This is a genomic window from Bauldia sp. (assembly GCA_037200845.1).
GTDB lineage: Bacteria > Pseudomonadota > Alphaproteobacteria > Rhizobiales > Kaistiaceae > DASZQY01.
In genome coordinates this window covers 2533546-2557685 of sequence record JBBCGQ010000001.1, presented here as the reverse complement: position 1 = coordinate 2557685, position 24140 = coordinate 2533546, and the positions used below count along the sequence as shown (strand labels likewise).

The window sequence follows — 24140 nt, the reverse complement described above, 5'->3', positions numbered from 1 at the left end:
GCGACAGTCTCATGGCGGAAAGCGCCCTTTGTCTGCTGACACTTGCGGGCAGCCGTTGGGCTAGACTGGCCGCATGTCCGAAACGCGCTACTGGATCGGTGTTGCCTCCCGCGACCATGTGATGAAGGGCGTCGCCGGCGGTTTCTGCCAGCTTTCGCACGGCAAGGCCGGGCCGGTGCGGCGGCTCTCGCCGGGCGACTGGCTCGCGTACTACTCGCCACGCGAGACGATCGGCGAGGGCGAGCCGGTGCAGGCATTCACCGCGATCGGCCGCATCAAGCCGGGCGAGCCGTACGAAGGCGAAATGGGCGGCGGGTTTCGCGCGCTCCGCCGCGACGTTGCGTTCCTCAAGGCGAAGGATGCGCCGATCCGCCCACTGCTCGACATGTTGAGTTTCACCAAGGGACGTGCGTCGTGGGGCTACGTCTTCCGCCGCGGCAGCTTCGAGGTCGGTGCCGACGACTTCCAGCTCATTGCCGAGGCGATGGACGTCGCGGCGAAGATCACGTGACTCGCGTCGTGTGGCTGAGCGCGGCGTAGTAGCTCCTGCCGTAGCCGGCGATGAGGTTCGCCTTGTCGGTGCCGTTGACGATGCGGCGGGCGCCGGTCCAGTCGGCGCGCGACGGATTGAAGTAGTCGGCCAGTTTCCGTCCGGTGAACATGCCGCGGATCATGCCGGTGAAAAGGATCTCGGTCGCGACCGGCAGTTCCATCGCTCTGTCGGGAAAGGCGACGAGGTCGATGCACGTCGGTCCCGTCATGGCGCGGTAGTTGTCCTTCCAGGTGAGCTGCACGAAGCCGCGCCCGCAATATTTCACGCCGTCGCCGGGCTCCGTGTTGCCCATCTTGCGCGCCAGCGCCGGCCGCGCGCCGGTGACGTCGTACATGCGGCGGAGATAGGCCGCGCCGCCAGCCTCGCGGATCGGCTGCAGCGTGCGGTCGGTCTCGTGGTGGGCGGTTGCCAGCATGTACGCCAGCCAGCGGTCGTCGCTCGCGGCGTGGTCGCGCTCCCAGGCGTCGAGGATCGCGGTCAGGCCATCGACCTGCGACTGGCGGAGCGCGCCGTCGAACAGGGTGAGGCGGATGCGGTCGAAGAAAAAATGGCGGTCGATCATCGTGCGGCTCCGTACGTTTGCCGCATGATCCGGCCGCCGCCGTTGCCGGGGATAAGTCGGCCGCCTCTCCCCGTTGCCGGCCAGGCGGAGCGGGGCTAGGAAACGCGGCATGACCGACCTTTTCGGCCCACCGCAGAAAATCCCGCGCAAGACGATCCACGCCCGCGTCGCCGGCCTCTATGCCGCCGGCTCGGCCAGGGACATGACGTCGGTCGCGGTCGAGACGCTGGAGCTGGAACTCGCCGGCGTGCCCGGCGACCGTCACTTCGGCTTCACCCGCAAGGCCGGCTCGCGCGAGCCGTGGTATCCGCGCGGCACCGAGATCCGCTCCGGCCGGCAGGTCAGCATCGTCTCGATCGAGGAACTGGCCGAGGTCGCGCGGCTTATGGAACTGCCGTCGCTGCCGGCGGAGTGGATCGGCGCCAATCTCGCGCTGGAAGGCCTGCCGCATCTCTCGCATCTCCCGCCCGGCACGCGGCTGTTTTTCGAGGGCAGTGCCTCGCTAGTGGTCGAGGGCGCGAACGCGCCGTGCCGCGATGCCGGACGCTCCATCGTGCGTCACACCGGCGGTCGCTCCGAATTCGAGCTGATGTTCCCCAACGTCGCGCGGGAGCTCCGCGGCGTCGTCGCCTCGGTCGAGCGCGCCGGCATCGTGCGGACCGGCAGCGACGTGCAGGTGCGCATCCCCGAGCAGCGGCTTTACGCATGACGGCGTGGTCGGCGGCGCAATAGCTGAAGTTCGAGGACGAGCGCACGCGCCCGGCGCGCGAGCTGCTGGCGCGGGTGCCGCTCGCCTCGGTCGCCGCCGCCGTCGACATCGGCTGCGGCCCCGGCAACTCGACGGAGCTGATCGCGGAGCGCTACTCGGCTGCAAAGCTTACCGGCGTCGACTCGTCCGTCGACATGATCGCCGCCGCCCGCCAGCGCCTGCCGGCGGCAACTTTCGTCGAAGCCGACGTGGCGACGTGGTCGCCGCCGGCGCCGGTCGACCTGATCTTCGCCAACGCCGTGCTGCAGTGGGTGCCCGACCATCTCGAGGTCGTCGCGCGGCTGATGGCACACCTCAATCCGGGTGGCGCCATCGCACTGCAGGTGCCGGATAACCTGCAGGAGCCGTCGCACAGCCTGATGCGCGAGGTGGCGGCTTCCGGTCCGTGGGCGGCGAAATTCGCGTCGCCGATCGCGCGCGAGGCGATCCCGCCGGTCGAGGCGTACTACGATCGCCTGGCGCCGCTCGCCGACGTCGATATCTGGCGCACGATCTATCACCACGCGCTGGCCGATGCGGCGGCGATCGTCGAGTGGGTGAAGGGCACGGGCCTGCGACCGTTCATCGAGCGGCTCGATGCAGCGGAGCGGCCGGCATTCGTCGCGGCGTACCAGGCGAAGCTGGCGGAGGCCTATCCGCCGCGCGCCGACGGCCGCGTGCTGTTCCGGTTTCCGCGCCTGTTCGTCGTGGCCGTGAGGCGCCGATGAACATCGACGTCACCGGCGTCAGCTCCGATTTTCCGGATTTCCGCGTTGCCGTGGTCGTCGCGCGCGGCCTGACGATTCCTGCCGAGCGTCCGCCCGAGCTTGCGGCGCTGATTGCCGCGCGTGAGGAGGCCTGCCGGGCGCGCTGGGGCGGCACCGATCTTTCCGCGATCCCGGGCATCGCGGTGTGGCGCGCCGCGTATCGCGCCTTCGGTGTCAAGAAGACGAGCTACCGCTGCGCGGTCGAGCGGCTGGTCAAGAACGTGCTCGCCGGGCGGACGCTGCCGCCGATCAATGCCTTCGTCGACGCCTACAATGCCGTGTCGCTGACACACGTGATGCCGCTCGGCGCCGACGATCTCGCCCATATCGTCGGCGATGTCGCCTTCCGCCGCTCGCGGCCGGGCGACACGTTTCTCGACATGGCCGGCGGCGAGAACGGCGAGGGCGGTCCCGTCGCCGATCCGCCGAAGGAGGGCGAGGTCGTGTACGCCGATGCCGAGAAGGTCCTGTGCAGGCGATGGAACTGGCGGCAGGACGCCCGCTCGCTGGTGACGCCCTCCACGACCGAGGCCATCGTCACGATTCAGACGAACGGGGAGGGCGACCTCGACGCGGCAGTCGCCGATCTCGACGCGCTCATCCGGCGCTTCTGCGGCGGGTCGGTCAGCGTCGCCATCGCTGATCGCACCCGTCCGGTCCTGGAAATCGGCCAGTCCTGAGCCATTGCTTCACGGCGGCACAACGTATAAGTATATCTTTATATCCGTTGGAGGCCGCCGTGGCGCCGTCGCTGTCGCTTACCGTCGAAACCGTGCTCACCGCGCTCAAGGCCGCGGGTGAGGCGACGCGCCTGCGCATCCTGGCGCTGCTCGGGCAGGCGGAGCTGACTGTCAAGGACCTGACCGCGATCCTCGGCCAATCGCAGCCGCGCATCTCGCGTCACCTCAAGCTGCTGTCGGAGGCCGGGCTGATCGACCGCCATCCGGAAGGCGCGTGGGTCTTCTACCGTCTCACCGACGGGGCGCCGACGCGGCGGCTGGCCGCCGATCTGCTGGCGCTGGTCGACATTGGCGACCCGATCCTGACGCGCGACCGCGAGCGCCTGGCGTCGGTGAAGCTGGAGCACGCCGAGGCGGCGAAGCGCTACTTCGCCGACAACGCCGTCGACTGGGACACCATCCGCGCACTCCACATCGCCGACGCTGCGGTCGAGGCCGCGATCGTGGCGGCGCTCGGCGAGCGGCAGTTCGACTCGCTGCTCGATCTCGGCACCGGCACCGGCCGCCTGCTCGAGCTGCTGGCGCCGCTCTACGCGCGCGGCATCGGCGTCGATGCCTCGGCCGACATGCTTGCCGTGGCGCGCGCCAATCTCGACCGTGCGCACCTCGCCAACGCGCAGGTGCGTCTCGGCGACATCCACCATCTGCCGTTCGCGAAAAATTCGTTCGACGTGGTCACCATCCACCAGGTGCTGCACTACCTCGACGAGCCGGAGCGCGCGATCGCCGAGGCGGCGCGCGTGCTGCGTCCCGGCGGCCGCCTGCTGATCGTCGATTTCGCGCCGCACGATCTCGAATTCCTGCGCGAGCGTCATGCCCATCGCCGCCTAGGCTTTCCGCAAAACGCGATGCGCCAGTGGATCGAGGCGCCGGGTCTGGCGCTGGAATCGGCGCGTGACCTGCCGGCAGGCGAGGGCGGCAAGCTCACCGTCACGCTGTGGCTGGCGCGCGACCGGCGCATCGCCGTCGCTGACGCCGGCGCACGCGAGGTGGCATGATGGACGCCAGCCCGCGCCACAGCCGCATGATCGGCAGCGACGGCCGCCTCGCGGTGTCGTTCGAGTTTTCCCCGCCTAAAACGGAGCAGATGGAAGAGACGCTGTGGCGCTCAATCGAGCGCCTGGCGCCGCTTTCGCCGTCCTTTGTCTCGGTCACCTACGGTGCCGGCGGCTCGACGCGCGAGCGCACGCACGCCACCGTCAAGCGCATCCTCACCGACACGTCGCTGACGCCCGCGGCGCATCTCACCTGCGTGGGCGCCAGTCGCGCCGAGGTCGATGCCATCGTGGACGGCTATACCGAGATCGGCGTCCGCCATCTCGTGGCGCTGCGCGGCGATCCGGTCGGCGGCCTCGGCACGCCGTACGTTCCGCATCCGGAAGGCTATAGCCACGCCGCGGACCTCATTGCGGGCATCAAGCGCCGTCATCCGGCGATGGAGATCTCGGCCTCCGCCTGGGTAGAGCGGCACCCGGAAAGCAGCGACTGGCAGACCGAGATAGACAACATCAAGCGCAAGGTCGACGCCGGCGCGGATCGTCTGATCACGCAGTTCTTCTTCGACAACGACCTCTACGATTCCTATCTCGAGCGCATCCACGCCGCCGGCATCCGCCTTCCGGTCGTCCCGGGCATCGTGCCCATGCTCAACTTTGCGCAGACGGCGAAATTTGCAGCGAAGGCAGGCGCGTCGGTGCCGGCCTGGCTGGTGCAGCGCTTCGAGGGCCTTGAAGACGATGCGGCGACGCGCCAGTTGGTGGCGGCCGCCGTCGCTTCCGAGCAGGTGCTCGACCTGGTCGATCGCGGCGTCACGAATTTCCATTTCTACACGATGAACCGCGCCGATCTCGTCTACGCCATCTGCCACCTTCTCGGCCTGCGTCCGGCGAAGACCGTTGCGAGCGAGGTAGCCGCGTGAGCAAGAATCCCGAAGCCGCCCTCCGCGCCGCCGCCGCCAAGCGCATCCTGGTCATCGACGGTGCCATGGGCACGCTGATCCAGGGCCTGAAGCTGAACGAAGCCGATTTCCGCGGGTCACGCTTCAAGGACTGGCACCGCGACCTCAAGGGCAACAACGACCTGCTCATCCTGACGAAGCCGGACGCGATCCGCGGCTTCCATCTCGATTATTTCCGCGCCGGCGCCGACATCGTCGAGACGAACACCTTCGCTTCGACGCGCATCGCGCAGGCCGACTACGGCCTCGAGGATTACGCGTACGAACTGAACGTCGAAGGCGCGAAGCTGGCGCGCGAGGCGGCCGACATCGTCAGCGCTGAGACGCCGGACCGGCCGCGTTTCGTTGCCGGCGCCATCGGGCCGACCAACCGCTCGGCCTCGATCTCGCCGGACGTCAACAATCCCGGCTTCCGCAACATCTCGTTCGACGAGCTGGTCGCGGCCTATGGCGAAGCGGCACGCGGCCTCATCGACGGCGGCGCCGACATCATTCTGTTCGAGACGATCTTCGACACGCTCAACGCCAAGGCCGGGATTGTTGCGGTCGAGCAGGTGTTCGCCGAGAAGGGCATCCGCCTGCCGGTGATGATCTCGGGCACCATCACCGATCTCTCCGGCCGCACGCTGTCCGGCCAGACGCCGACCGCGTTCTGGTACTCCGTCCGCCACAGCCACCCGTTCACCATCGGCCTCAACTGCGCGCTCGGCGCCAAGGAGATGCGCGCCCACATCGCCGAGATCGGCCGCGCCGCCGATGCGCTGGTCTGCGCCTATCCGAACGCCGGCCTGCCCAACGAATTCGGGGAATACGACGAGAGCCCCGAGGCGATGGCGGCGATGCTCGGCGAGTTCGCGCGCTCGGGTCTGGTCAACGTCGTCGGCGGGTGCTGCGGCACGACGCCGGCGCACATCGCCGCGATCGCGAAGGCTGTCGCGGGCGTGACGCCGCGGGCGGTTCCCCAGGTCGAGACCAAGCTGCGCCTCTCGGGCCTAGAGCCTTTCGAAACCGCCGCATGATAGATCAGCCCGCGTATGAGTAAGAGCACCGCCACCTTCGTCAACATCGGCGAGCGGACGAACGTCACCGGCTCGGCGAAGTTCCGCAAGCTGATCACCGCCGGCGACTACGCCGCCGCGCTCGACGTGGCGCGCGAGCAGGTCGCCAACGGCGCGCAGGTGCTCGACGTCAACATGGACGAGGGCCTCCTCGATTCCGAGAAGGCGATGGTGACGTTCCTCAACCTGATCGCGTCGGAACCCGACATCGCGCGCGTCCCGATCATGATTGACTCGTCGAAATGGTCGGTGATCGAGGCGGGCCTGAAGTGCGTGCAGGGCAAGGGAATCGTCAACTCCATCTCGATGAAGGAGGGCGAGGCCGAGTTCCGCCAGCGCGCCGAGCTGCTGCGCCGTTACGGAGCCGCGGTCGTGGTCATGGCCTTCGACGAACAGGGCCAGGCCGACACCTACCAGCGCAAGATCGACATTTCGGCACGTGCCTATCGCATCCTGACGCAGGAGATCGGCTTCCCGGCGGAAGACATCATCTTCGACCCGAACATCTTCGCGATCGCCACCGGCATCGACGAGCACAACAACTACGGCGTCGATTTCATCGAGGCGACGCGCTGGATCAGGCAGAACCTGCCGCACGCGCACGTCTCCGGCGGCGTCTCGAATCTCTCGTTCTCGTTCCGCGGCAACGAGGGCCTGCGCGCGGCGATGCACTCGGTCTTCCTCTACCATGCGATCCAGGCGGGCATGGACATGGGCATCGTCAACGCCGGCGCGCTGCCGGTCTACGACGATATCGACCCGGAGCTCCGCGATCTCTGCGAAGACGTGATCCTCAACCGGCGGCCCGATGCGAGCGGGCGCCTGCTCGAAGCGGCAACGCGGCTCAAGGGCGATACGTCGGAGAAAAAGGGTCCCGATCTCACGTGGCGCGAGCTGCCCGTCAATAAGCGGCTGGAGCACGCGCTGGTCGCCGGCATCACCGAGTACATCGAGGCCGACACCGAGGCGGCGCGGGTTGCGGCGCTCCGCCCGCTTGACGTGATCGAAGGCCCGCTGATGGCCGGCATGAACGTCGTTGGCGATCTGTTCGGCAGCGGAAAAATGTTCCTGCCGCAGGTAGTGAAGTCCGCCCGCGTCATGAAGCAGGCGGTCGCCTACCTGCTGCCGTTCATGGAGGAGGAGAAAAAGCGCACCGGGCAGGCGCAGGGCAACGCGCCGCGCATCCTGCTCGCCACGGTCAAGGGCGACGTCCACGACATCGGAAAGAACATCGTCGGCGTCGTGCTCGCCTGCAACAACTACGAGGTCATCGACCTCGGCGTCATGGTGCCGGCGGCGAAGATCCTCGCCACGGCGCGCGAGAAGCAGGTCGACATCATCGGCCTGTCGGGCCTCATCACACCGTCGCTCGACGAGATGGCGCACGTCGCGGCGGAACTCGAGCGCGAGGGCTTCGACCTGCCGCTGCTGATCGGCGGCGCCACCACAAGCCGTGTGCACACGGCGGTGAAGATCAACCCGAACTACAAGCGCGGCCAGACCGTGCATGTGCTCGATGCCAGCCGCGCGGTGGGCGTCGCCTCCAGCCTCATCGGCGGCGGCAAGGACGCCTACGTCGAAAAAATCCGGGCCGAGTACAAGAGCGTCGCCGAGGGGCACGCCCGCGGCATGGCCGACAAGAAGCGCATATCGCTGGCGAAAGCGCGCGCCGACCGCTTCGCCATCGACTGGAAGGCGCCGCTGCCGAAGCCGACGTTCCTCGGCACGCGCGCCTTCGTGAATTATCCGATCGCCGAGCTGGTGCCCTACATCGACTGGACGCCGTTCTTCGCGACCTGGGAGATGAAGGGCACGTACCCGCTGATCCTTGACGATGAGAAACTCGGCGCTGCGGCGACGTCGCTCTACAACGACGCGCAGGCGATGCTCCGCCAGATGGTCGCGGAAAACTGGCTGACCGCGAACGGCGTCATCGGCTTCTGGCCGGCAAACGCCGAGGGCGACGACATCGTCCTCTACGACGATGAGACGCGGACGAAGGAGAAGACGCGCCTCTATACGCTCCGCCAGCAGATCGCGCGCTCGGCCGACTCCAAGCGCAGCCATACGGCGCTGGCCGATTTCGTCGCGCCGAAGTCGACCGGCATCGCCGACTGGATCGGCGGCTTCGCCGTCACCGCGGGCATCGGCGAGGAAGCGATCGCGGAGCGTTTCGACCGCGCCAACGACGACTACTCCAAGATCCTGAGCCAGGCGCTCGCTGACCGCCTCGCGGAAGCCTTCGCCGAGCGCATGCACGAGCGCGTCCGCCGCGAGTTCTGGGCCTCGGCGCCGGACGAAGACCTGGCGCCGGAGGACCTGATCCGCGAGCGCTACAAGGGCATCCGCCCGGCGCCCGGCTATCCGGCGCAGCCCGACCACACCGAGAAGCAGACGCTGTTCGATCTGCTCGACGCGGAGAAGACGACCGGCATCAAGCTGACGGAAAGTTACGCCATGTGGCCGGGCTCGTCGGTCTCGGGCCTCTACTTCGCGCATCCGGAGTCGCACTACTTCGGCGTCGGCAAGATCGAGCGCGACCAGGCCGAGGATTACGCCCGCCGCAAGGGCTGGCCGCTGGCGGAAGCCGAACGCTGGCTGGCGCCGATCCTCAACTACGAGCCGGAAGGCATGGCGGCGGCGGAGTAGGCCGGCGAGAGGTTCTCGTGCGGAGGAGGGACACCCCTCCCCAAACGGCCTTCGGCCGTTTGACCCTCCCACAAGGGGAGGGTTCGTTCTGCCGCTCGACCCGGGCTCCACTTGAGCCCTCCCCTTGTGGGAGGGCCGAAACCGCAAAGCGGCTTCGGGGAGGGGTGTGCCTCAGCGTCCGCCGAGCCGCCGTTTGAGCTCCGCCGTGTCCGCCACGAACCACGCCACGGCGCCACGATTCGACTCAGCGATAAACGCCGCCAACGCCTCGCTCGCCGCAATCGCCGCCGAAACGTCGCCGACGAACGCCACCCGTACGCCGTAGTTCACGAACTTCTGGATGAACAGCCCGGCCATCTTCGTGCGGAGCTGAAGAAAATCGGCAGCCAGCCGCGAGACCGGAATTGCGAACAGCGCGAATTCCACGCCATACGCCTCGCCAATCAGATCCGTCGCGTTGTGCTCGCTGCCAAGCCGCGGTTCCTCCGCCGGCACCTCGAACACCGTTACGCCGCCCTGATCGAAAGTCCGCATCCGCGCCTCTACCGCGTCGACCACGCCAGCCATGCGGCGATGCCGAGCAGCGCGACCGCGAACACGCGGCTGGTGATCGACACCAGCCGATCGTTGGTCAGCAGCGGCCGCAGGAATCCCGCGAGCGTCACGATCGTGGCGTGGACGGCGGTGGCGACGACGACGTAGAGCGCGGTCAGCGCCAGCGCCTGTCCCTCGGCCGGCCGCGCCGGGTCGATGAAGGTGGGCAGCACGGCGACATAGAAGATCGCGGCCTTGGGATTGAGGAGGTTCGAGATCAGCCCGCGCACGAAGAAGCCGGTGTCGCTCTCGACCCGGATGGCGGCAGAGGGCAGGCCGTCGCGCCAGGCGTCCCAGGCGAGGTAGATGAAGTAGAGGACGCCCAGCCAGCGGAGCGCGCCGTAGACCATCGGCGACGCCGTGACGATCGCGGCCAGCCCCAGCGCGGCCGCGAGGCCCAGTCCCGCCAGACCCAAGGCCACGCCGGCGGTGGCGGCATAGCCGGCACGGCGCCCGACCGTGACGCCGACCAGCGCGAGGTAGGTCATGTTCGGCCCGGGCGTGAGCTCGATAAGCAGGCTCGCGAGCGCAAAGGGCCAGACGGCCTGCATGATGTATCGTTCTGCCTCCGCCGCAACCTGCCGGGCTTGGGGCCCGGCCCTGGCGCGGAGTATAGCTATCGGCGCGAAAGCGCCTACTTCTGCCTTCAAAGGCTCCGCCAATCCGCGTTGTTCAGGAAACGCCGCCCATGTGTCGCAACATCCGCCCGCTGTTCAATTTCGATCCGCCCGCGACCGAGGATGAGATCCGCGCCGCGGCCATCCAGTTCACGCGCAAGATCAGCGGCTTTACGCGGCCGTCGAAGGCCAACGAGGATGCCTTCAACCGCGCCATCGATGAATTCGCCGCGGTGGCGCGCGGCCTGCTCGATCATCTCGAGACCAACGCGCCGCCGCGCAATCGCGAGATCGAAGCCATGAAGGCGCGCGGCCGGGCGCAGCTTCGCTATGGGCGGGTAAGCGCCTGATCCTCGCGGCCACTCTCGCCGCGCTGCTGGCGTCGCCGGCAACGCCGGTCAACATCATCGACGGCGCCGACGATCGCGGCGCGCTGAACGTACTCGGTCCGTCGCTGGGCCTGAGCGCCGCCGAGATCGCGCGCATCCGGAAAGTCTCCGGCCACGTCGGTTGCTTCGATCCGCTGCCCAAGGTCGGCTCGGGCGCGTTGTTCCTGTCCGGCGACCTGGTGCTGACGGCGGCGCACATTTTCTTCGAGGGCGGCAAGCGCGAGAGCAAGTGCTACTTCCGGGCGCAGACTCCGGGCGCCGGGTGGGTGGCGCTGAAAACCGGCGCCGCGGACGCCCGTTTCGGCGCGGCGAACCCGAAGCCCGGCTCGAACAATGACTGGGCGATCGTTCGGCTGTCGGCGCCAATCGCCGGTGCTTCGCCGTTCCCGCCCGAGGCGGCAAAGCCGGTCGCCGGCGATCCGCTGATCGTCGTCAGCGCGCACCCCGACGGCATGGAATCCGTGCCGCTCGACATGCCGGTGGCGCAAGCGTGCAGCGTGCGCCGCGCGCCGGTATCGTCGGGCGCGACGTCGTTCTATCGCACCGACTGCGACGCCAGCCCGGCGTCGTCGGGCGGGATGCATCTCTTCCGCGGCGCCGACGGTGCGCTGCGTTTCCGCGGCATGACAATCTCCACCGGCCCGTGGAGCGATGGCGCGCTCGCCGGCGCGCCCTATAACGAGAAGGCGGGCAGCGTGACGACGGCGCTCGGCACCGACGCCGCGATCCTCGCGGCGGGGAAGGAACTCGCGGGACAGTAGTTGGCGATTGGTGCTCAGTCGTGACCCCCTCCCATCCTCCTCCTTTCAGGGGGGGAGGCCGAGCAGCGATCGGTCGTACGAATTAAAGAGTGAGAGGATCACCCACGGCGCCTTTTTCCTTCCTCCCCCTGAAACGGAGAGGTGGGAGGGGGTCGCCATCCTCCGCGCAAATAGTGCATCGAGAGAAACATGGCCAATCATCTCACCGGCCTCGTCACCGGCGCCAACCAGGGGATCGGGCTGGAGGTCTGCCGCCAGTTGAAGGCACAGGGCTACGACGTGATCCTCACCAGCCGCGACGAGCGGGCGGGGCGGGCGGCGGCGAAGGAAATCGGCGTCGATTATCGCCGTCTCGACGTGACCAGCGCCGCCGACATCGCCGCGCTGGCGGCTGAGAAGCTGCAGCTCGATCTGCTGGTCAACAATGCCGGCATCTCGATGGACGGTTTCAACGACAACGTCGTCAAGACGACGCTCGCCATCAACTTCCTCGGCGCGCTGGCGGTGACCGAGGGCCTGCTGCCCTCGATCCGCGACGGCGGCACCATCGTCTTCGTGTCGAGCGGCATGGGCGAGTTGCATCCGTATTCACCGGCGATTCGTGCGCGCTTTTCCGATCCGAAGCTGACGCGCGATCAGCTCGTCGCGCTGGTCGATGAATTCATCGCCGGCGTGCACGCCAACCGCCACACGCAGGAAGGCTGGCCTTCGTCGGCCTATCGCGTGTCGAAGGCGGCGTTGGTGGCGCTCGCGAAGGTTCTGGCGCGCGATCTCGCGCCGCGCGGCATCCGCGTCAACGCGGTGTGTCCCGGCTGGGTCAAGACGCGGATGGGCGGACGCTCGGCGCCGCGGTCGGTGGAGCAGGGGGCGCGGTCGGTGGTCTGGGCGGCGACGCTACAAGACGCCACCACCGGCGGGTTCTATCGCGACGGCAAGCCGGCGACGTGGTGAACCGAGCTCGGTGTCATTCCCGCGAAGGCGGGAATCCAGTAACCGCCGGCCGGGCTTTCATCGCGCTGGCGGCGTTTACCAGGTCCCCGCGTTCGCGGGGCGACAATTGGAGCGTAGGCGGGCGCCTCGCGCCTAGATCGCGCCCAGCACGATGGCGCCCACGAACAGGAACGCCGCGAAGATCATGACTACCTGGAACGGTCGAGCTTGGCTCATGGCTGTCTCCCGTCGTCGATCATCGAACCTTAAGCATACCCCGGTTCGGCCCGGTCTCGAAACGCCGAATGCGCCGGCTTGTTCCCGGCCCCTTGATTTGCCAGCGTTTCCGGGCCGGCCGCCTGTGGACAACGGCGCCGTCCTTTTGCCGTCATCGTCGCCCTGCTAGCGTCCCTGCGTAGCCGAATCTCCCGTTAGGACCAGCCGCATGGAGCGTTTCGAGACCGCGCGGGACGCCGCTTTCGCGCTCCGCCCCGACGTGCCGGTTTACTGCTTTCGCCCGCGCGTGCTGGCAGACGACGCGCGCACCTTCATCTCGGCGTTCCCCGGGCGCACCGCCTATGCGGTGAAGACCAACGGCGAGCCGATGGTGCTCGAGGCGCTGACCGCCGCCGGCATCAAATGCTTCGACGTCGCCTCGCCCGGCGAGTTCGCCGCCGTGCGCGCCGTCGCGCCGAAGGCCGAGATGCTCTACATGCACCCGGTCAAGGCGCAGTCCGACATCCGCCTGGCGCTCGAGACGTATCGCATCCGCACGATGGCCCTCGACCACGAGGACGAGGTCGCCAAGATCCTGCGCATCGTGCGCGGCCTCGATCTCGATCCGGAAGAGATCACGCTGTTCGTGCGCATCGCAGCGCGCGGCCATGCCGCTTACGAATTGTCGAAGAAGTTCGGCGCCTCGCCCTCGCACGCGGTCGAGCTGGTCAATCGCATCGCGCGCATCGGCTTCAAGGTCGGCCTCTGTTTCCACGTCGGCAGCCAGATGGAGGACGCCGACACCTATGAGCGCGCGCTCGCCACCGCGGCGTGGGTGAGGAGCCGCGCCAGCGCCGAGATCAGTTCCCTCGACATCGGCGGCGGCTTCCCGGCTGCCTACGGCAGCGATCCGCGGCGCGCGCCGCTGCCGCCGCCCGACACCGCCGGCCTCGTCTCCGAGATCGTCGGCGAGATCGGCGAATGGGGCCTCAGCGACCTGCCGCTCACCGCCGAGCCGGGCAGGGTGATCGTCGCCCGCTCGCTGTCGGTCATCGTCCGCGTGCTGCTGCGCAAGGGCAAGCGCATCTACATCAACGACGGCATCTGGGCGTCGCTGTCGGATTCGTGGACCGGCAAGATCACGCTGCCCGCCCGCCTGCTGCCCGACCCGGCGCACCGGGGAAAACGCGCCGGCAACGCCGACAGGCTGATGCCGTTCCGCGTCATGGGCGCCACCTGCGATTCCGTCGACATCCTGTCGCGCCCGTTCTACCTGCCGGAAACGGTGGACACCGGCGACTGGATCGAGATCGGCCACATCGGCGCTTATTCGCTGGCGCTGCGCACGCGCTTCAACGGCTTCTATCCCGACACGTTCGTCGAGGTGACGACGCCGTTCGAGGCCGGCGGCCCGGCGGAGTCTTTTGCGTCGATCGAGACGATGGCGGCGGCGGAGTAGTCCCTCACCCTTCCTCTCTAGGCTCGCTCACGCTCGCCAAGTTCGGAAGTCCTCTCCCCTGCAGGGAGAGGGGACGCATATTCAGGGTTCCGTGCTCCGCTCCTTGTCCGGAACTCCACGTCCCCCTCACCCCGCAGGGGAGAGGGCTTCGCTCCTTATGAGCGCCAGCGAATTAGAGGCGAAGGGTGAGGGGCTCTGCTCTCTCGCGAATGCGTCGCAATCAAAATCATCGCCGTTGATCGCATCCTCCGCGGCCCCTACAACGCGCGCCGAGATGCGCGACCAACCTGCCCACGCCAGCACTAACACGCTCGCCGCGATCAGCGTCGGCGTCGGTGCGCTCGTGCTCGCGCTGAAGTTCGCCGCCTGGTATCTCACCGGCTCGGTGGCGCTGTGGTCGGATGCGCTGGAGAGCCTGGTCAACGTCGCCACCGCGATCGCGACGGTCGCCGCCATCCGCTACGGCGCGCTGCCGGCGGACGCCAACCACCCGTATGGCCACGGCAAGGCGGAGTATTTTTCCGTCGTGCTGGAGGGCGTGTTCATCATCATCGCGGCGGTGTCGATCTTCAACGCCGCCTACACCGGCCTGCGCGCGCCGCAGCCCATCGGCCAGCCGGTCGAGGGCCTCGCCATCACGGTGGTGGCGAGCGCCATCAACGGCGCGTGGGGCTGGGTGCTGGTGCGCGAGGGCCGCAAGCGCCGCTCGCCGGCGCTGGTCGCCGACGGCGTGCACCTGTTCACCGACGTGGCGACCTCGGCCGGCGTCGTGATCGGCCTCGTGCTGGCGCTGGTCACCGGCTACCTGATACTCGACGCCATCCTAGCCGCGCTGGTCGCGCTCAACATCCTGTGGGCCGGCTGGCGCGTCATCCGCATGTCGATCGGCGGCCTGATGGACGAGGCGGTGGCGCCCGACACGCTCGACCGCATCCGCGCGCTCATCTCGCAGAACGCCAGCGGCGCCATCGAGGCGCACGACCTGCGCACGCGCCACGCCGGGCGCCTGACGTTCATCGAGTTTCATCTGGTGGTGCCGGGCGCCATGCCGGTGTCGGAATCGCACGACATCTGCGACCAGATCGAGCGCGCGCTGAAGGCCGAGGTCGAGGACGCGATCATCACCATCCACGTCGAGCCGGAAGAGAAGGCGAAGCACACCGGCGTTGTGGTCGTCTGATTCGCTAGCTGCGCGGATGATCGGCCGGCCAGCCGCGGCAGTGGCCCATCTCGTGGCGCAGCATCGGCTGCCAGCCCTTGACCGGCAGGATGATCTCGCACGGGCTGCCGATCTCGGCGAACGAGCAGGCGAGGTGCTTGCCGAAGCAGGCGGCGGCGAGCGCCGCGGGTGCCAGATGCTCAATGACCGGCGTTTGGTATTGCGGATTGATGAGCGGGCCGCGGTCGTATTTTGCCGGCGGCGGCCAGATGTCTTTTGCCTCGGCGCCCGAAACCGACAACACGAGAATGGCGGTGAGCAGACCGATGGCGATATCGCGAACGAATTTCATGGGCGTCGTGCCTCGAAATGATGAGGGCTTCGCCGTTCGCGTTCCCGACGTCCGGCTGCAGCCCGAAAAAAGGGGGAGCGGATTCAGCGATTCCGGGAGCGGCGCGAACGCGGCTCGGCGGCGCTGGCCCTGGCCCGTCTCATGCGGCCTGGGGGCGTGTCGCAGTTGAGGATCGGCAGTTCCTGACGGCCGGTACGACGGAGAAGAACACTCACGAATCGTGCCGGGCGTTTGGTGCCGTATCGGGACTCGGGCGGCCGCCCGGATGGCGCGATCCGGTCGTTCAGTCCGTCTGAGGCACGGCGCGTGCTTCCCGCGCGCGACCGATCAGAGACAGGCGTCCCAAACCTCGGTCAACGCTTCCTTAACCCGATCGCTCCAATTGTCTGGATATGCTCCGTCGTGTTGCGTATCTGGCGGTCATTGCCGGCGTTGCCATCGCGCTCACCGGCTGTGCGCTCTCCCTCTTCGGCTACGAACGCCGCGCCGCCTGGCGCGATGCGGAGGAGCGCTCGTGCATGGCCTCGCGGCAGGTTCAGTTGTCGGCGTGGGTGCGGCCCGATCGCGGCGCCGCCAACGATCGCGGCGCCTGCGGCATCGATCGGCCGCTGCAGGTTTCCGCCTTCGAGCAGGGCACCGTGGAACTCGGACCGGCGGCGACGCTCGGCTGTCCGATCACCGCCGCCGTCGAAGGCTGGCTGAACGATGCCGTGCAGCCGGCGGCGATCGCCTGGTTCGGCGAGCCGATCACCGACATCAAGCAGATCTCCGCCTACTCGTGCCGCCCGCGCAACAACGAGTCCGGCGAGCGGCTATCGGAACACGCCTTCGGCAATGCGCTCGACGTCGCCGGCTTCCGCCTCGCCGATGGCCGCATGATCACGGTGAAGCACGACTGGTCGCTCGGCGACGACGCGACGCGCAGCTTCCTGCGCGAGGTCCTCGCCGCCGCCTGCGAGCGCTTCAAAACCGTGCTCGGGCCGGGCGTGAAATATCATGGCGACCACTTCCACCTCGACCTCGCGCACCACAACGAGGCGGGCACTTCGCGCTATTGCCGTCCGGTGATGGACATTCCGCCGCCGCGCCGCGCCCCGTACTCGCCCGGCCTCTTCGCCCGCACAGGCGGGCTGGTCGACTACGGCCAGACCAGTTCGATCACGCCAGCGCCGGCGCCTGGCGAACTGCTGACGCAAGCCCCGCCGGACGTGATCGGCGAAGAGCTCGGCGAGCTCGACGCGGACTAAGTGATCAGTGCGCTCTCCCCCAGGCCTTACTCCTCTTCTCGGAATTTCCTAGCGCGATAAACGATGAACTTCTTGATGGTTTGATCGAAGAATCTGACAAACCTGCCATCGACTTCAATCTTGCGCCCATAAAACTGGCTCCAGGAAAAGATATCTTGGCGCTCCAGCTTCCCCGGTTGGTCGTATTCGAATCTAAAACCTCGTCCCATATCCTCGGAGAACATGACGCCGGTCTTCGACGACCGGCTGAAGGAGTTCACGACGCCGACGACCGTCTTGACGTCGTCGTCAATTTCGTCGGCCTCTATTCTGGCCAAAACGCCCGCGTCCACCACGCCCACTGGTTGTTGCGTGGGGCCGGCGAGAATCGCCACGGTGTCCGCGCTCCGCCCGATCGGACGAAAGATGCTCCTGAAGGATGAGGATGTAATGCTTCGTAGAACCTGCATCTCATTTGTGTGAGCCTGCATATGATCGGACACAGTTGCTTCTTGTTGCGCCGTGATGGCGGGAGCGACAGAACTAGGCCGTTCTCTGAGTAGGCGGTTATTTTCCTGCAACTCAGCGACGATGGCCGATAGTTGTGGACTCTCGCTCGGTATCCATGACTCGACCACCTTGGTAATGAACACCGTAAATGGCACCGAAATAATTGAGGTCACAACTCCCGCGATAACTGTTTGCTTAAACGACCCTTCTTCCGGGGGTACTAGATAAAGGGCGAGCTGACTCGTCGGCGCCTGAGAGATAATTGAGCCGTTTATGTAGTACTGGCCTAAGATTGAAAGTACGCGAGCAAGCCCATAGTAGGACTGACTAGCGTCGTAGAGATCCAATCTGTTGGCCCTTGCATCACGCCCGTTAAAGAGAAGCGAAAACTCGGAGTCGGCCATTCGAAGGGTCCCGCATGCCGGTCGAATCGCTACTATCGGTTGTGTTGCTCTTGTAGTCTAGGATATCCCGTACCCGCCACCGGTCGGCGTCGTCACGATCACCGCGTCGCCCGGCGCCATCGTCGTCTGATCGCATCCGCTGAGCGCCTCTATCCGGCCATCCGCGCGTCGGATGCGCGTGACGCCGAGCCCCCCGTTGGCGCCGCCCATCAGCCCGTGCGGCGGCACGATGCGGTGGGATGAAAGGATCGCGCAGTCCATCGCCTCGAGGAAGCGCAGCGTGCGCTCCGTTCCGCCGCCGGCCGACCAGCGGCCCTTGCCGCCCGAGCCTGCGCGGATGTGGAAATCTTCCATCACGATCGGATAGCGCAGCTCCAGGATTTCCGGGTCGGTCAGCCGCGAATTGGTCATGTGGGTGTGGACGCCGTCGGCGCCGTCGAAGCCGGTGCCGTCGTTCAGCACGCCGGCCGGCGCGCCGGAGCACAGCGTCTCGTAGTACTGGTAGCGCGCGTTGCCGAAGGTGAGATTGTTCATCGAGCCCTGCGCCGAGGCCATGGCGCCCAGCGCGCCGAACAGGCAGTCGGTGACGTGCTGGCTGGTCTCGACGTTGCCGGCGACGACGGCCGCCGGATATTTCGGCGATAGCATCGAGCCTTCCGGGATGACGATGCGGATCGGCCGCAGGCACCCCGCGTTCATCGGGATGTCACCCTCGACCATGACGCGGAAGGCATAGAGCACGGCGGCGCGCGCCACCGGCTCGGGCGCGTTGAAGTTGGTCGCCTGCTGCGGGGAGGTGCCGGCGAAGTCGACCGTTGCCTCGCGCTTCGCCCGATCGACGGTGATCTTCACCTTGATCGTCGCGCCCTGGTCGGTGTCGACCGCGAATTCGGAATCGTGCAGCGCGTCGATGACGCCGCGCACGCTCTCCGCCGCGTTGTCCTGCACGTGGCCCATGTAGGCGCGCACGACGTCGAGGCCGAAGTGCGCCACCATCTTGTGGACCTCGGCGACGCCCTTCTCGTTGGCGGCGATCTGGGCGCGCAGGTCGGCGATGTTCTGCGCCGGGTTGCGGCACGGGTAGGGGTGGTCGGTCAGCACGGCCAGCACATCGGCGCCGCGGAAGACGCCGGCTTCGACGAGGCGCAGGTTGTCGATCAGCACGCCTTCCTCGTCGACGGTGGTGGCGCGCGGTGTCATCGATCCGGGCGCCGTGCCGCCGACGTCGGCGTGGTGGCCGCGCGAGGCCACCCAGAACAGGATCTTTCTTTCTTTCCCGGTCGCGCCTTCGGCGCTTCTCGCCTCTTGGCCCGCCTCATCGAAGACGGGCGTGCAGACCGTGATGTCCGGCAGGTGCGTGCCGCCGTTGTAGGGCGCGTTCAGCGCGAACACGTCGCCGGGATGAATGTCGCCGGCGTTCAGCCTGATGATCGTCTCGACCGAGCGGTCCATCGAGCCCAGATGCACCGGCATGTGCGGCGCGTTGGCGACCAGCCGGCCGTCGCCGTCGAACACGGCGCAACTGAAATCCAGCCGCTCCTTGATGTTCACCGAGCTCGCCGTGTTCTGCAGCGTCACGCCCATCTGCTCGGCGATCGCCATGAAGAGATTGTTGAACACCTCGAGCATGATCGGGTCGGCATCGGTGCCGACGGCGGCGCGGTGGTGCGCCGGCGCAGTGCGCGTCAGGACGAGATCGTTCCGCGCCGTCACCTCGGCGCGCCAGCCGGCTTCGACCACGACCGTCTGGTTCGGCTCGATGATCAGGGCGGGGCCGGCGACGACGGCGCCGAGGGGCACGGCGTCGCGCAGGTAGATGTCCGCGTCGTGGAACGCGCCGTTCGAGAAGAAGCGGCCGCGGCCGGCCGCCTTCGGCTCGCCGCCCGCAGCGTGGCCGGCGACGTCGGCGATCCCGGCGCCGCCGCCGACCGCCTCGACCTCGACGCTTTCGACGACCACCGGCCGGTCGGGAAACAGGAAGCCGAACTGCTTGCGGTGGGCGGCTTCGAAATCGACGGTCGCCGCTGCAACCTCGCCGCCGGGACGGCGAACGAGAACGGGAATGGTCGTATCCGTTCCGTCGTAGCGCAGGTGGAGCCGCGTGAAGGTCGCGACGCCCTCCGTCACCCCTTGGCCCGCCAGCTCCGCCAGCACCTCCGCGGTCAGCGCATCGACAAGCGCGGCGTCGATGCCGTGCGACAGCGGCATCATCACCGCCCGGTTGCGGGTTGCGCGAATCTCGGCGAGGCCCATGCCGTAGGCGGAAAGCACGCCGGAATAGGGATGGATGAGCACCGTCGTCATGCCGAGCGCGTCGGCGACGGCGCAGGCGTGCTGGCCGCCGGCGCCGCCGAAGCAGTTCAGCGCGTATTCGGTGACGTCGTAGCCGCGCGCCACCGATACCTTCTTGATCGCGTTCGCCATGTTCTCGACCGCGACATGCAGGAAGCCGTCGGCGATCTCCTCCAGCGAGCGCCCGTCGCCGATCGTCTTTGCCAGTTCCGCGAATTTTTCGCGGACGGCGTTCGCGTCGAGCGGCGCGTCCCGGTCCGGTCCGAAGATCGCCGGGAAATATTCCGGCATCAGCTTGCCGACCATGATGTTGGCATCTGTGACAGTGAGCGGGCCTCCGCGGCGGTAGCCGGCCGGGCCGGGATCGGCGCCGGCCGATTGCGGGCCGACGCGGTAGCGCCCCTGGTCGAACTTCAGGATCGAGCCGCCGCCGGCGGCCACGGTGTGAATGCGCATCATCGGCGCGCGCATGCGCACGCCCGCGACCTCGGTCTCGAAGGCGCGCTCGTATTCGCCGTCGAAATGCGAAACGTCGGTCGAGGTGCCGCCCATGTCGAAGCCGATGACGCGACCGAAGCCCGCCTGCCGCGCCGTCTCGACCGCGGCGACCACGCCGCCGGCCGGGCCCGATAGGATCGCGTCCTTACCCTGGAACAGATCGGCGGCCGTGAGCCCGCCCGACGAGCGCATGAACATCAGCCGCGGCGCCCCCTCACCCGGTTCCTCTAGGCGCGCTGACGCTTGCCAAGAGGAACCGCCCTCTCCCACAAGGGGAGAGGGGATCGCCACTCTTGAGGTGTTTCCCTCTCCCCTTGTGGGAGAGGGCTGCGCCTCTTGTGAGCGGAGCGAGCTAGAGGCGAAGGGTGAGGGGGCGCCAGCCCCCAATTCGCGCGCCACCTCATCCACATATCTCCGCAGGATCGGCGAGAGATACGCATCGACCACGGTCGTATCGCCGCGCCCGACGAGTTTGATCAGCGGCGAAACCTCGTGGCTTGCCGAGACTTGCGGGAAGCCCATCTCGCGCGCCAGCGCCGCCACCCGCCGTTCGTGTTCCGGAAATTTCCACGCGTGCATGAAGACCACCGCGACCGAGTGGATGCCGTCACGCCACGCCGCCTCGAGGTCACGGCGGACGGCGGCGAGATCGGGCGCCGCTTCGACCGTGCCGTCGGCGAGCACGCGTTCGCCGACCTCGGCGACGCGCTCGTAGAGCATCTCCGGCTTGACGATCTTCTTGGCGAAGATTTCCGCCCGCGCCTGGTAGCCAAGCTTCAGCGCGTCGCGGAAGCCGCGCGTGATCAGCAGCAGCGTGCGGTCGCCCTTGCGCTCGAGCAGCGCATTGGTGGCGACGGTCGTGCCCATTTTCACGGTGGCGATGGCGCCGGCGGGAATTGCCTCGCCCTCGTTAACGCCGAGCAGGCGCCGGATGCCCGCGATGGCTGCATCGCGGTACACGCCCGGATTTTCCGATAAAAGTTTCGCGACATGCAGCCGTCCGTCGGGGGCGCGGGCGACGATGTCGGTAAACGTACCGCCGCGGTCGATCCAGAAATCCCATTGCCCCGGCGCTGCCACAGTCTTCTTCTCCCAATCTTCCCGGGCTGGCCCGACGTCGGGCCATATGGCCCCGGCGCCGTTCGCTTCTCAAGCTGTTCCATCGACGGAGCCGGGGCTATAGCATCGCCGCCCGAGGGGAGCCGCTTCGAAATGATTGCCCGCACGTTCGTCCTTGCCGCCGCGCTCTGCCTCGCGGGCCTCGGGCCCGCGGCGGCCGTCTGCCCGGGGCTCGACGTGCTGTTCGCGGACACCTTCGATTCGCTGCAGCCGACGTGGGGGCAGGCGAGCGCGACGGTGAAGGTCGAGGCCGGTCAGCTCGTGCTGACGCCGGCCGTCGGCACGTACGTCTGGGTCGCCAATAACGCCGGTATGTACGACGACGTCGACATGTGCGTGAACGTGACGACGGTCACCGGCATCGACCCGACCGAGGCCAAGGCCGGGCCGATCTTCTGGTACGCCGACGTCAACAACTTCTACGTCTTCGAGCTGGCGCCGAACGGCAAGGCATCGGTGTGGCGGCGGCAGCGCGGCAAGTGGCTGGCGCAGGTCAACTGGCAGGACGCGCCGAACGCCAACAAGGGCGACGGCGCCACCAACGAACTGCGCGTCACCACCACCGGCGACGACGCGACGTTTTACGTCAACGGCACCGAGTTCAAGAAATTTTCAGGGTCGGCGCCCGACAACGGCCAGCAGATCGGTCTCTTCGCCGGCTCGCCGGAAAAGGACGCCGCCACCTTCGCCTTCGACGACCTCAAGGCGACGAAGCCGTAGGCTTCCTATTTTCGCCAATGTGGCTGGAATGCTGCTTCGTCCCGAATTTGGGCAGGCAGCGATAGTACGTCGTTCCAAGATCGCCGACGCTTGCTAGGCTCTCTGCGCGGCGTTTGTTGCGTAGCATTGTGTCATGTGGGGTTTCGGGGGGAATGGCCGGCGGCGCTTGCTCGGCGCGCTCGGTCTGTTTGGCGTGGCGCTGCTTGGGCTCATGGGCGGGTCGGCGCAGGCGGAGACACTTCCGTCCGTCGGGTGTCAAATCATCAAGATCTACTACTTTCAGTCCGACAACCTCTCCGGCCTTAACGCGTCTACGAGCCACATCATTGATGGGCCGTTTTCGGCCGGAGAAACGATCACCATAACCGGGCAGCCAATTGAGAATATCAAGTCTGACACGAACGTCCTCGTGCAGGCTAGCGGTCGGCATGCGTTCGTCGATGCCGCTACCGGTGTTGCGACGCTGGTGATCGAGGCAAGCGAGGTCGCTTCATCGATAACGCTATTCGTGGCCACTAATAGTGTGGGGGCGGCGGATTTCACCTATTCGTGCACGGCCGCCGAGGCGCCGGCCACCAGTACGACCACGCTCAGCTCGTCACTGAACCCCAGCGTCGATGGACAGGCGGTGACCTTCACCGCGGTGGTTTCCGGATTCGGTGGCAGCGGCGCCGTAGGCGGCACCGTCGAATTCAAGGACGGCTCCGACTCGCTGGGTAGCGCCACGCTGAGCGGCGGCGTCGCCACCCTTACGACGGCGGTGCTTGCCGTCGGCGACCATACGATCACCGCGGTCTACAGCGGCAATTCCGACTTCCCGACGAGCACGTCGCCGCAGCTTATCCAGACCGTGACGGCCGCCTCCAATGACAGCCAGCACCTTTCCGAGGTGCAGGGGCAGGGCTCCACTCTGGTCGCGACGACCACGGGCGCGGCGACTTCAGACGCGGTCGCTGGAGCCGTCGAGGACGGGTTCGGCTCGTCGGGCCAGACCTTCGCCATGAACGACAACGGCTTCCGTCTCGCCTTCGGCCCGGAGAAGGGCACCGACAATGCGGCATCCGGCGCAATCGCGCGTAACGACCCGCGCTGGAACGTGTGGTTCGACGCGCAGCAGAGCGGGTGGAACGTCGACCCCGGCGCCAGCATCGCCGGCAACCAGACCAACGCCATCGCCGGGATAGGCTTCCGTCCGAACGCGACGTTCGTCGTCGGCGCGCTCGCGGGCTACGAGCGGTTCGACTACGGCTTTGCCTCGCTCGGCGGCAGGCTTACGGGCTCTGGCTGGTCGGCGGGCGGCTATGCCGGCTGGCGCCCCGACGACGGCCCGCGCCTCGATGTCTCCGTAGTGCGGTCGTCCATCGCCTATGACGCCGTCGCCGGTGCTGCGACGGGATCGTTCAGCGGTGTGCGCTGGCTTGGCTCCGCCGGCCTTTCCGGCGCGCTGGCCGCCGGCGCGTTCACGTTCGAGCCGTCGGCGCGCGTCTATGGCCTGTGGGAGAGCCAGGCGGCCTACACCGACAGCCTAGCCGTCGCGCATGCAGCCAACGAGTTCGGCACAGGCCGCGCGAGCGGCGGCGGCCGGGTCACCTGGCAGAATCCGATCGGCGGCTCGGCGACTCTCAGCGCCTACCTCGGGGCCTTTGGCGACTATCGCTTTTCGCAAGGCGGTGCAGCGGCGAGCAACGGCGCGGTTTCCTTCATCGACGGCTGGTCGGCCCGTGCGACCACCGGAGTTTCGGTTCGCTGGTCGTCCGGTGCCACGCTGGGCATCGACGGCGAACTCGGCGGCGTCGGCGGCGGCTACGTCGCCTGGTCGGCGCGCGCCCGCGCCGGCCTGCCGTTCTGACCCTGCCGTCG

20 protein-coding genes and 1 pseudogene are annotated in these 24140 nt (G+C 67.6%); 15 read left to right on the top strand and 6 right to left on the bottom strand.

The genetic code is table 11. The annotated features are described in order from the left end of the window. Positions 1–73: 73 nt before the first annotated feature. A complete protein-coding gene (locus WDM94_12690) occupies positions 74–511 on the top strand; it encodes an EVE domain-containing protein (protein ID MEJ0013450.1) in 438 nt (145 codons plus the stop codon). Here the strand turns inward: WDM94_12690 and WDM94_12685 are convergent. Further along, on the bottom strand, positions 504–1115 hold the full coding sequence (locus WDM94_12685; GenBank protein ID MEJ0013449.1) for a hypothetical protein: 612 nt from the start codon (positions 1113–1115) through the stop codon (positions 504–506). The two genes, WDM94_12690 and WDM94_12685, sit on opposite strands and share 8 nt — an antisense overlap. Before the next feature lie 109 nt (positions 1116–1224). On the opposite strand from WDM94_12685, the gene WDM94_12680 reads away from it, so the two are divergent. From WDM94_12680 to metH, 6 genes and pseudogenes are all read left to right on the top strand, one after another. Next, positions 1225–1824, top strand: coding sequence for a molybdenum cofactor sulfurase (locus tag WDM94_12680; GenBank protein MEJ0013448.1), 600 nt, complete (start codon positions 1225–1227; stop codon positions 1822–1824). Positions 1825–1847: 23 nt separating this feature from the next. Beyond that, on the top strand, positions 1848–2591 hold the full coding sequence (tam, locus tag WDM94_12675; GenBank protein ID MEJ0013447.1) for a trans-aconitate 2-methyltransferase: 744 nt from the start codon (positions 1848–1850) through the stop codon (positions 2589–2591). Then, the gene (locus WDM94_12670; GenBank protein MEJ0013446.1) at positions 2588–3310 is read left to right on the top strand and encodes a phenylalanine--tRNA ligase beta subunit-related protein; all 723 of its coding nucleotides are present in this window, start codon (positions 2588–2590) and stop codon (positions 3308–3310) included. Before tam ends, WDM94_12670 begins: the two co-directional genes overlap by 4 nt. Before the next feature lie 71 nt (positions 3311–3381). After that, on the top strand, positions 3382–4368 hold the full coding sequence (locus tag WDM94_12665; GenBank protein ID MEJ0013445.1) for a metalloregulator ArsR/SmtB family transcription factor: 987 nt from the start codon (positions 3382–3384) through the stop codon (positions 4366–4368). Beyond that, positions 4365–5288 (top strand): methylenetetrahydrofolate reductase [NAD(P)H], encoded by a 924-nt coding sequence (gene metF, locus WDM94_12660; GenBank protein MEJ0013444.1) that lies wholly within the window; start codon positions 4365–4367, stop codon positions 5286–5288. Before WDM94_12665 ends, metF begins: the two co-directional genes overlap by 4 nt. After that, positions 5285–9034, top strand: a pseudogene (metH, locus tag WDM94_12655) (methionine synthase). The gene metF and the pseudogene metH overlap by 4 nt, the downstream one beginning before the upstream one ends. 171 nt (positions 9035–9205) lie before the next feature. On the opposite strand, the gene WDM94_12650 reads toward metH, so the two are convergent. Both WDM94_12650 and WDM94_12645 read right to left on the bottom strand, forming a co-directional pair. Further along, the gene (locus WDM94_12650) at positions 9206–9601 is read right to left on the bottom strand and encodes a DUF4180 domain-containing protein (protein ID MEJ0013443.1); all 396 of its coding nucleotides are present in this window, start codon (positions 9599–9601) and stop codon (positions 9206–9208) included. Next, positions 9577–10179, bottom strand: a complete 603-nt coding sequence (locus tag WDM94_12645) for a LysE family translocator (GenBank protein MEJ0013442.1) — start codon at positions 10177–10179, stop codon at positions 9577–9579. The genes WDM94_12650 and WDM94_12645 overlap by 25 nt, the downstream gene beginning before the upstream one ends. Positions 10180–10316: 137 nt before the next feature. On the opposite strand from WDM94_12645, the gene WDM94_12640 reads away from it, so the two are divergent. The 5 genes from WDM94_12640 to WDM94_12620 all read left to right on the top strand — a co-directional run bounded on the left by WDM94_12640 (position 10317) and on the right by WDM94_12620 (position 15180). Then, positions 10317–10595, top strand: a complete 279-nt coding sequence (locus tag WDM94_12640; protein MEJ0013441.1) for a DUF2277 domain-containing protein — start codon at positions 10317–10319, stop codon at positions 10593–10595. A 197-nt stretch (positions 10596–10792) separates the two neighbouring features. Beyond that, positions 10793–11395, top strand: a complete 603-nt coding sequence (locus WDM94_12635; protein ID MEJ0013440.1) for a serine protease — start codon at positions 10793–10795, stop codon at positions 11393–11395. Positions 11396–11584: 189 nt separating this feature from the next. Beyond that, positions 11585–12346 (top strand): SDR family NAD(P)-dependent oxidoreductase, encoded by a 762-nt coding sequence (locus WDM94_12630; GenBank protein MEJ0013439.1) that lies wholly within the window; start codon positions 11585–11587, stop codon positions 12344–12346. A gap of 424 nt (positions 12347–12770) precedes the next feature. Beyond that, positions 12771–14000, top strand: coding sequence for an alanine racemase (locus WDM94_12625; protein ID MEJ0013438.1), 1230 nt, complete (start codon positions 12771–12773; stop codon positions 13998–14000). A 274-nt stretch (positions 14001–14274) separates the two neighbouring features. Further along, the gene (locus WDM94_12620) at positions 14275–15180 is read left to right on the top strand and encodes a cation diffusion facilitator family transporter (protein ID MEJ0013437.1); all 906 of its coding nucleotides are present in this window, start codon (positions 14275–14277) and stop codon (positions 15178–15180) included. Between the two features lie 4 nt (positions 15181–15184). Here WDM94_12620 and WDM94_12615 read toward each other — a convergent pair whose 3' ends face one another. Beyond that, positions 15185–15511, bottom strand: a complete 327-nt coding sequence (locus tag WDM94_12615; protein MEJ0013436.1) for a hypothetical protein — start codon at positions 15509–15511, stop codon at positions 15185–15187. A gap of 392 nt (positions 15512–15903) precedes the next feature. Here WDM94_12615 and WDM94_12610 point away from each other — a divergent pair, with 392 nt between their 5' ends. Next, positions 15904–16758, top strand: coding sequence for an extensin family protein (locus WDM94_12610; protein ID MEJ0013435.1), 855 nt, complete (start codon positions 15904–15906; stop codon positions 16756–16758). A 26-nt stretch (positions 16759–16784) separates the two neighbouring features. On the opposite strand, the gene WDM94_12605 is transcribed toward WDM94_12610, so the two are convergent. Next, positions 16785–17651 carry a hypothetical protein gene (locus WDM94_12605; GenBank protein MEJ0013434.1) on the bottom strand — a complete coding sequence of 289 codons (867 nt, stop codon included), beginning with the start codon at positions 17649–17651 and terminating at the stop codon, positions 16785–16787. Between the two features lie 57 nt (positions 17652–17708). Then, entirely contained in the window at positions 17709–21521 is a 3813-nt protein-coding gene (locus tag WDM94_12600) for a hydantoinase B/oxoprolinase family protein (GenBank protein ID MEJ0013433.1), read from the bottom strand. A 132-nt stretch (positions 21522–21653) separates the two neighbouring features. Here WDM94_12600 and WDM94_12595 point away from each other — a divergent pair, with 132 nt between their 5' ends. Together WDM94_12595 and WDM94_12590 are read left to right on the top strand one after the other, a co-directional pair. Continuing rightward, positions 21654–22280 (top strand): hypothetical protein, encoded by a 627-nt coding sequence (locus tag WDM94_12595; protein ID MEJ0013432.1) that lies wholly within the window; start codon positions 21654–21656, stop codon positions 22278–22280. Positions 22281–22689: 409 nt separating this feature from the next. Next, the gene (locus tag WDM94_12590) at positions 22690–24129 is read left to right on the top strand and encodes an Ig-like domain repeat protein (GenBank protein MEJ0013431.1); all 1440 of its coding nucleotides are present in this window, start codon (positions 22690–22692) and stop codon (positions 24127–24129) included. The last annotated feature ends 11 nt before the right edge of the window (positions 24130–24140 follow it).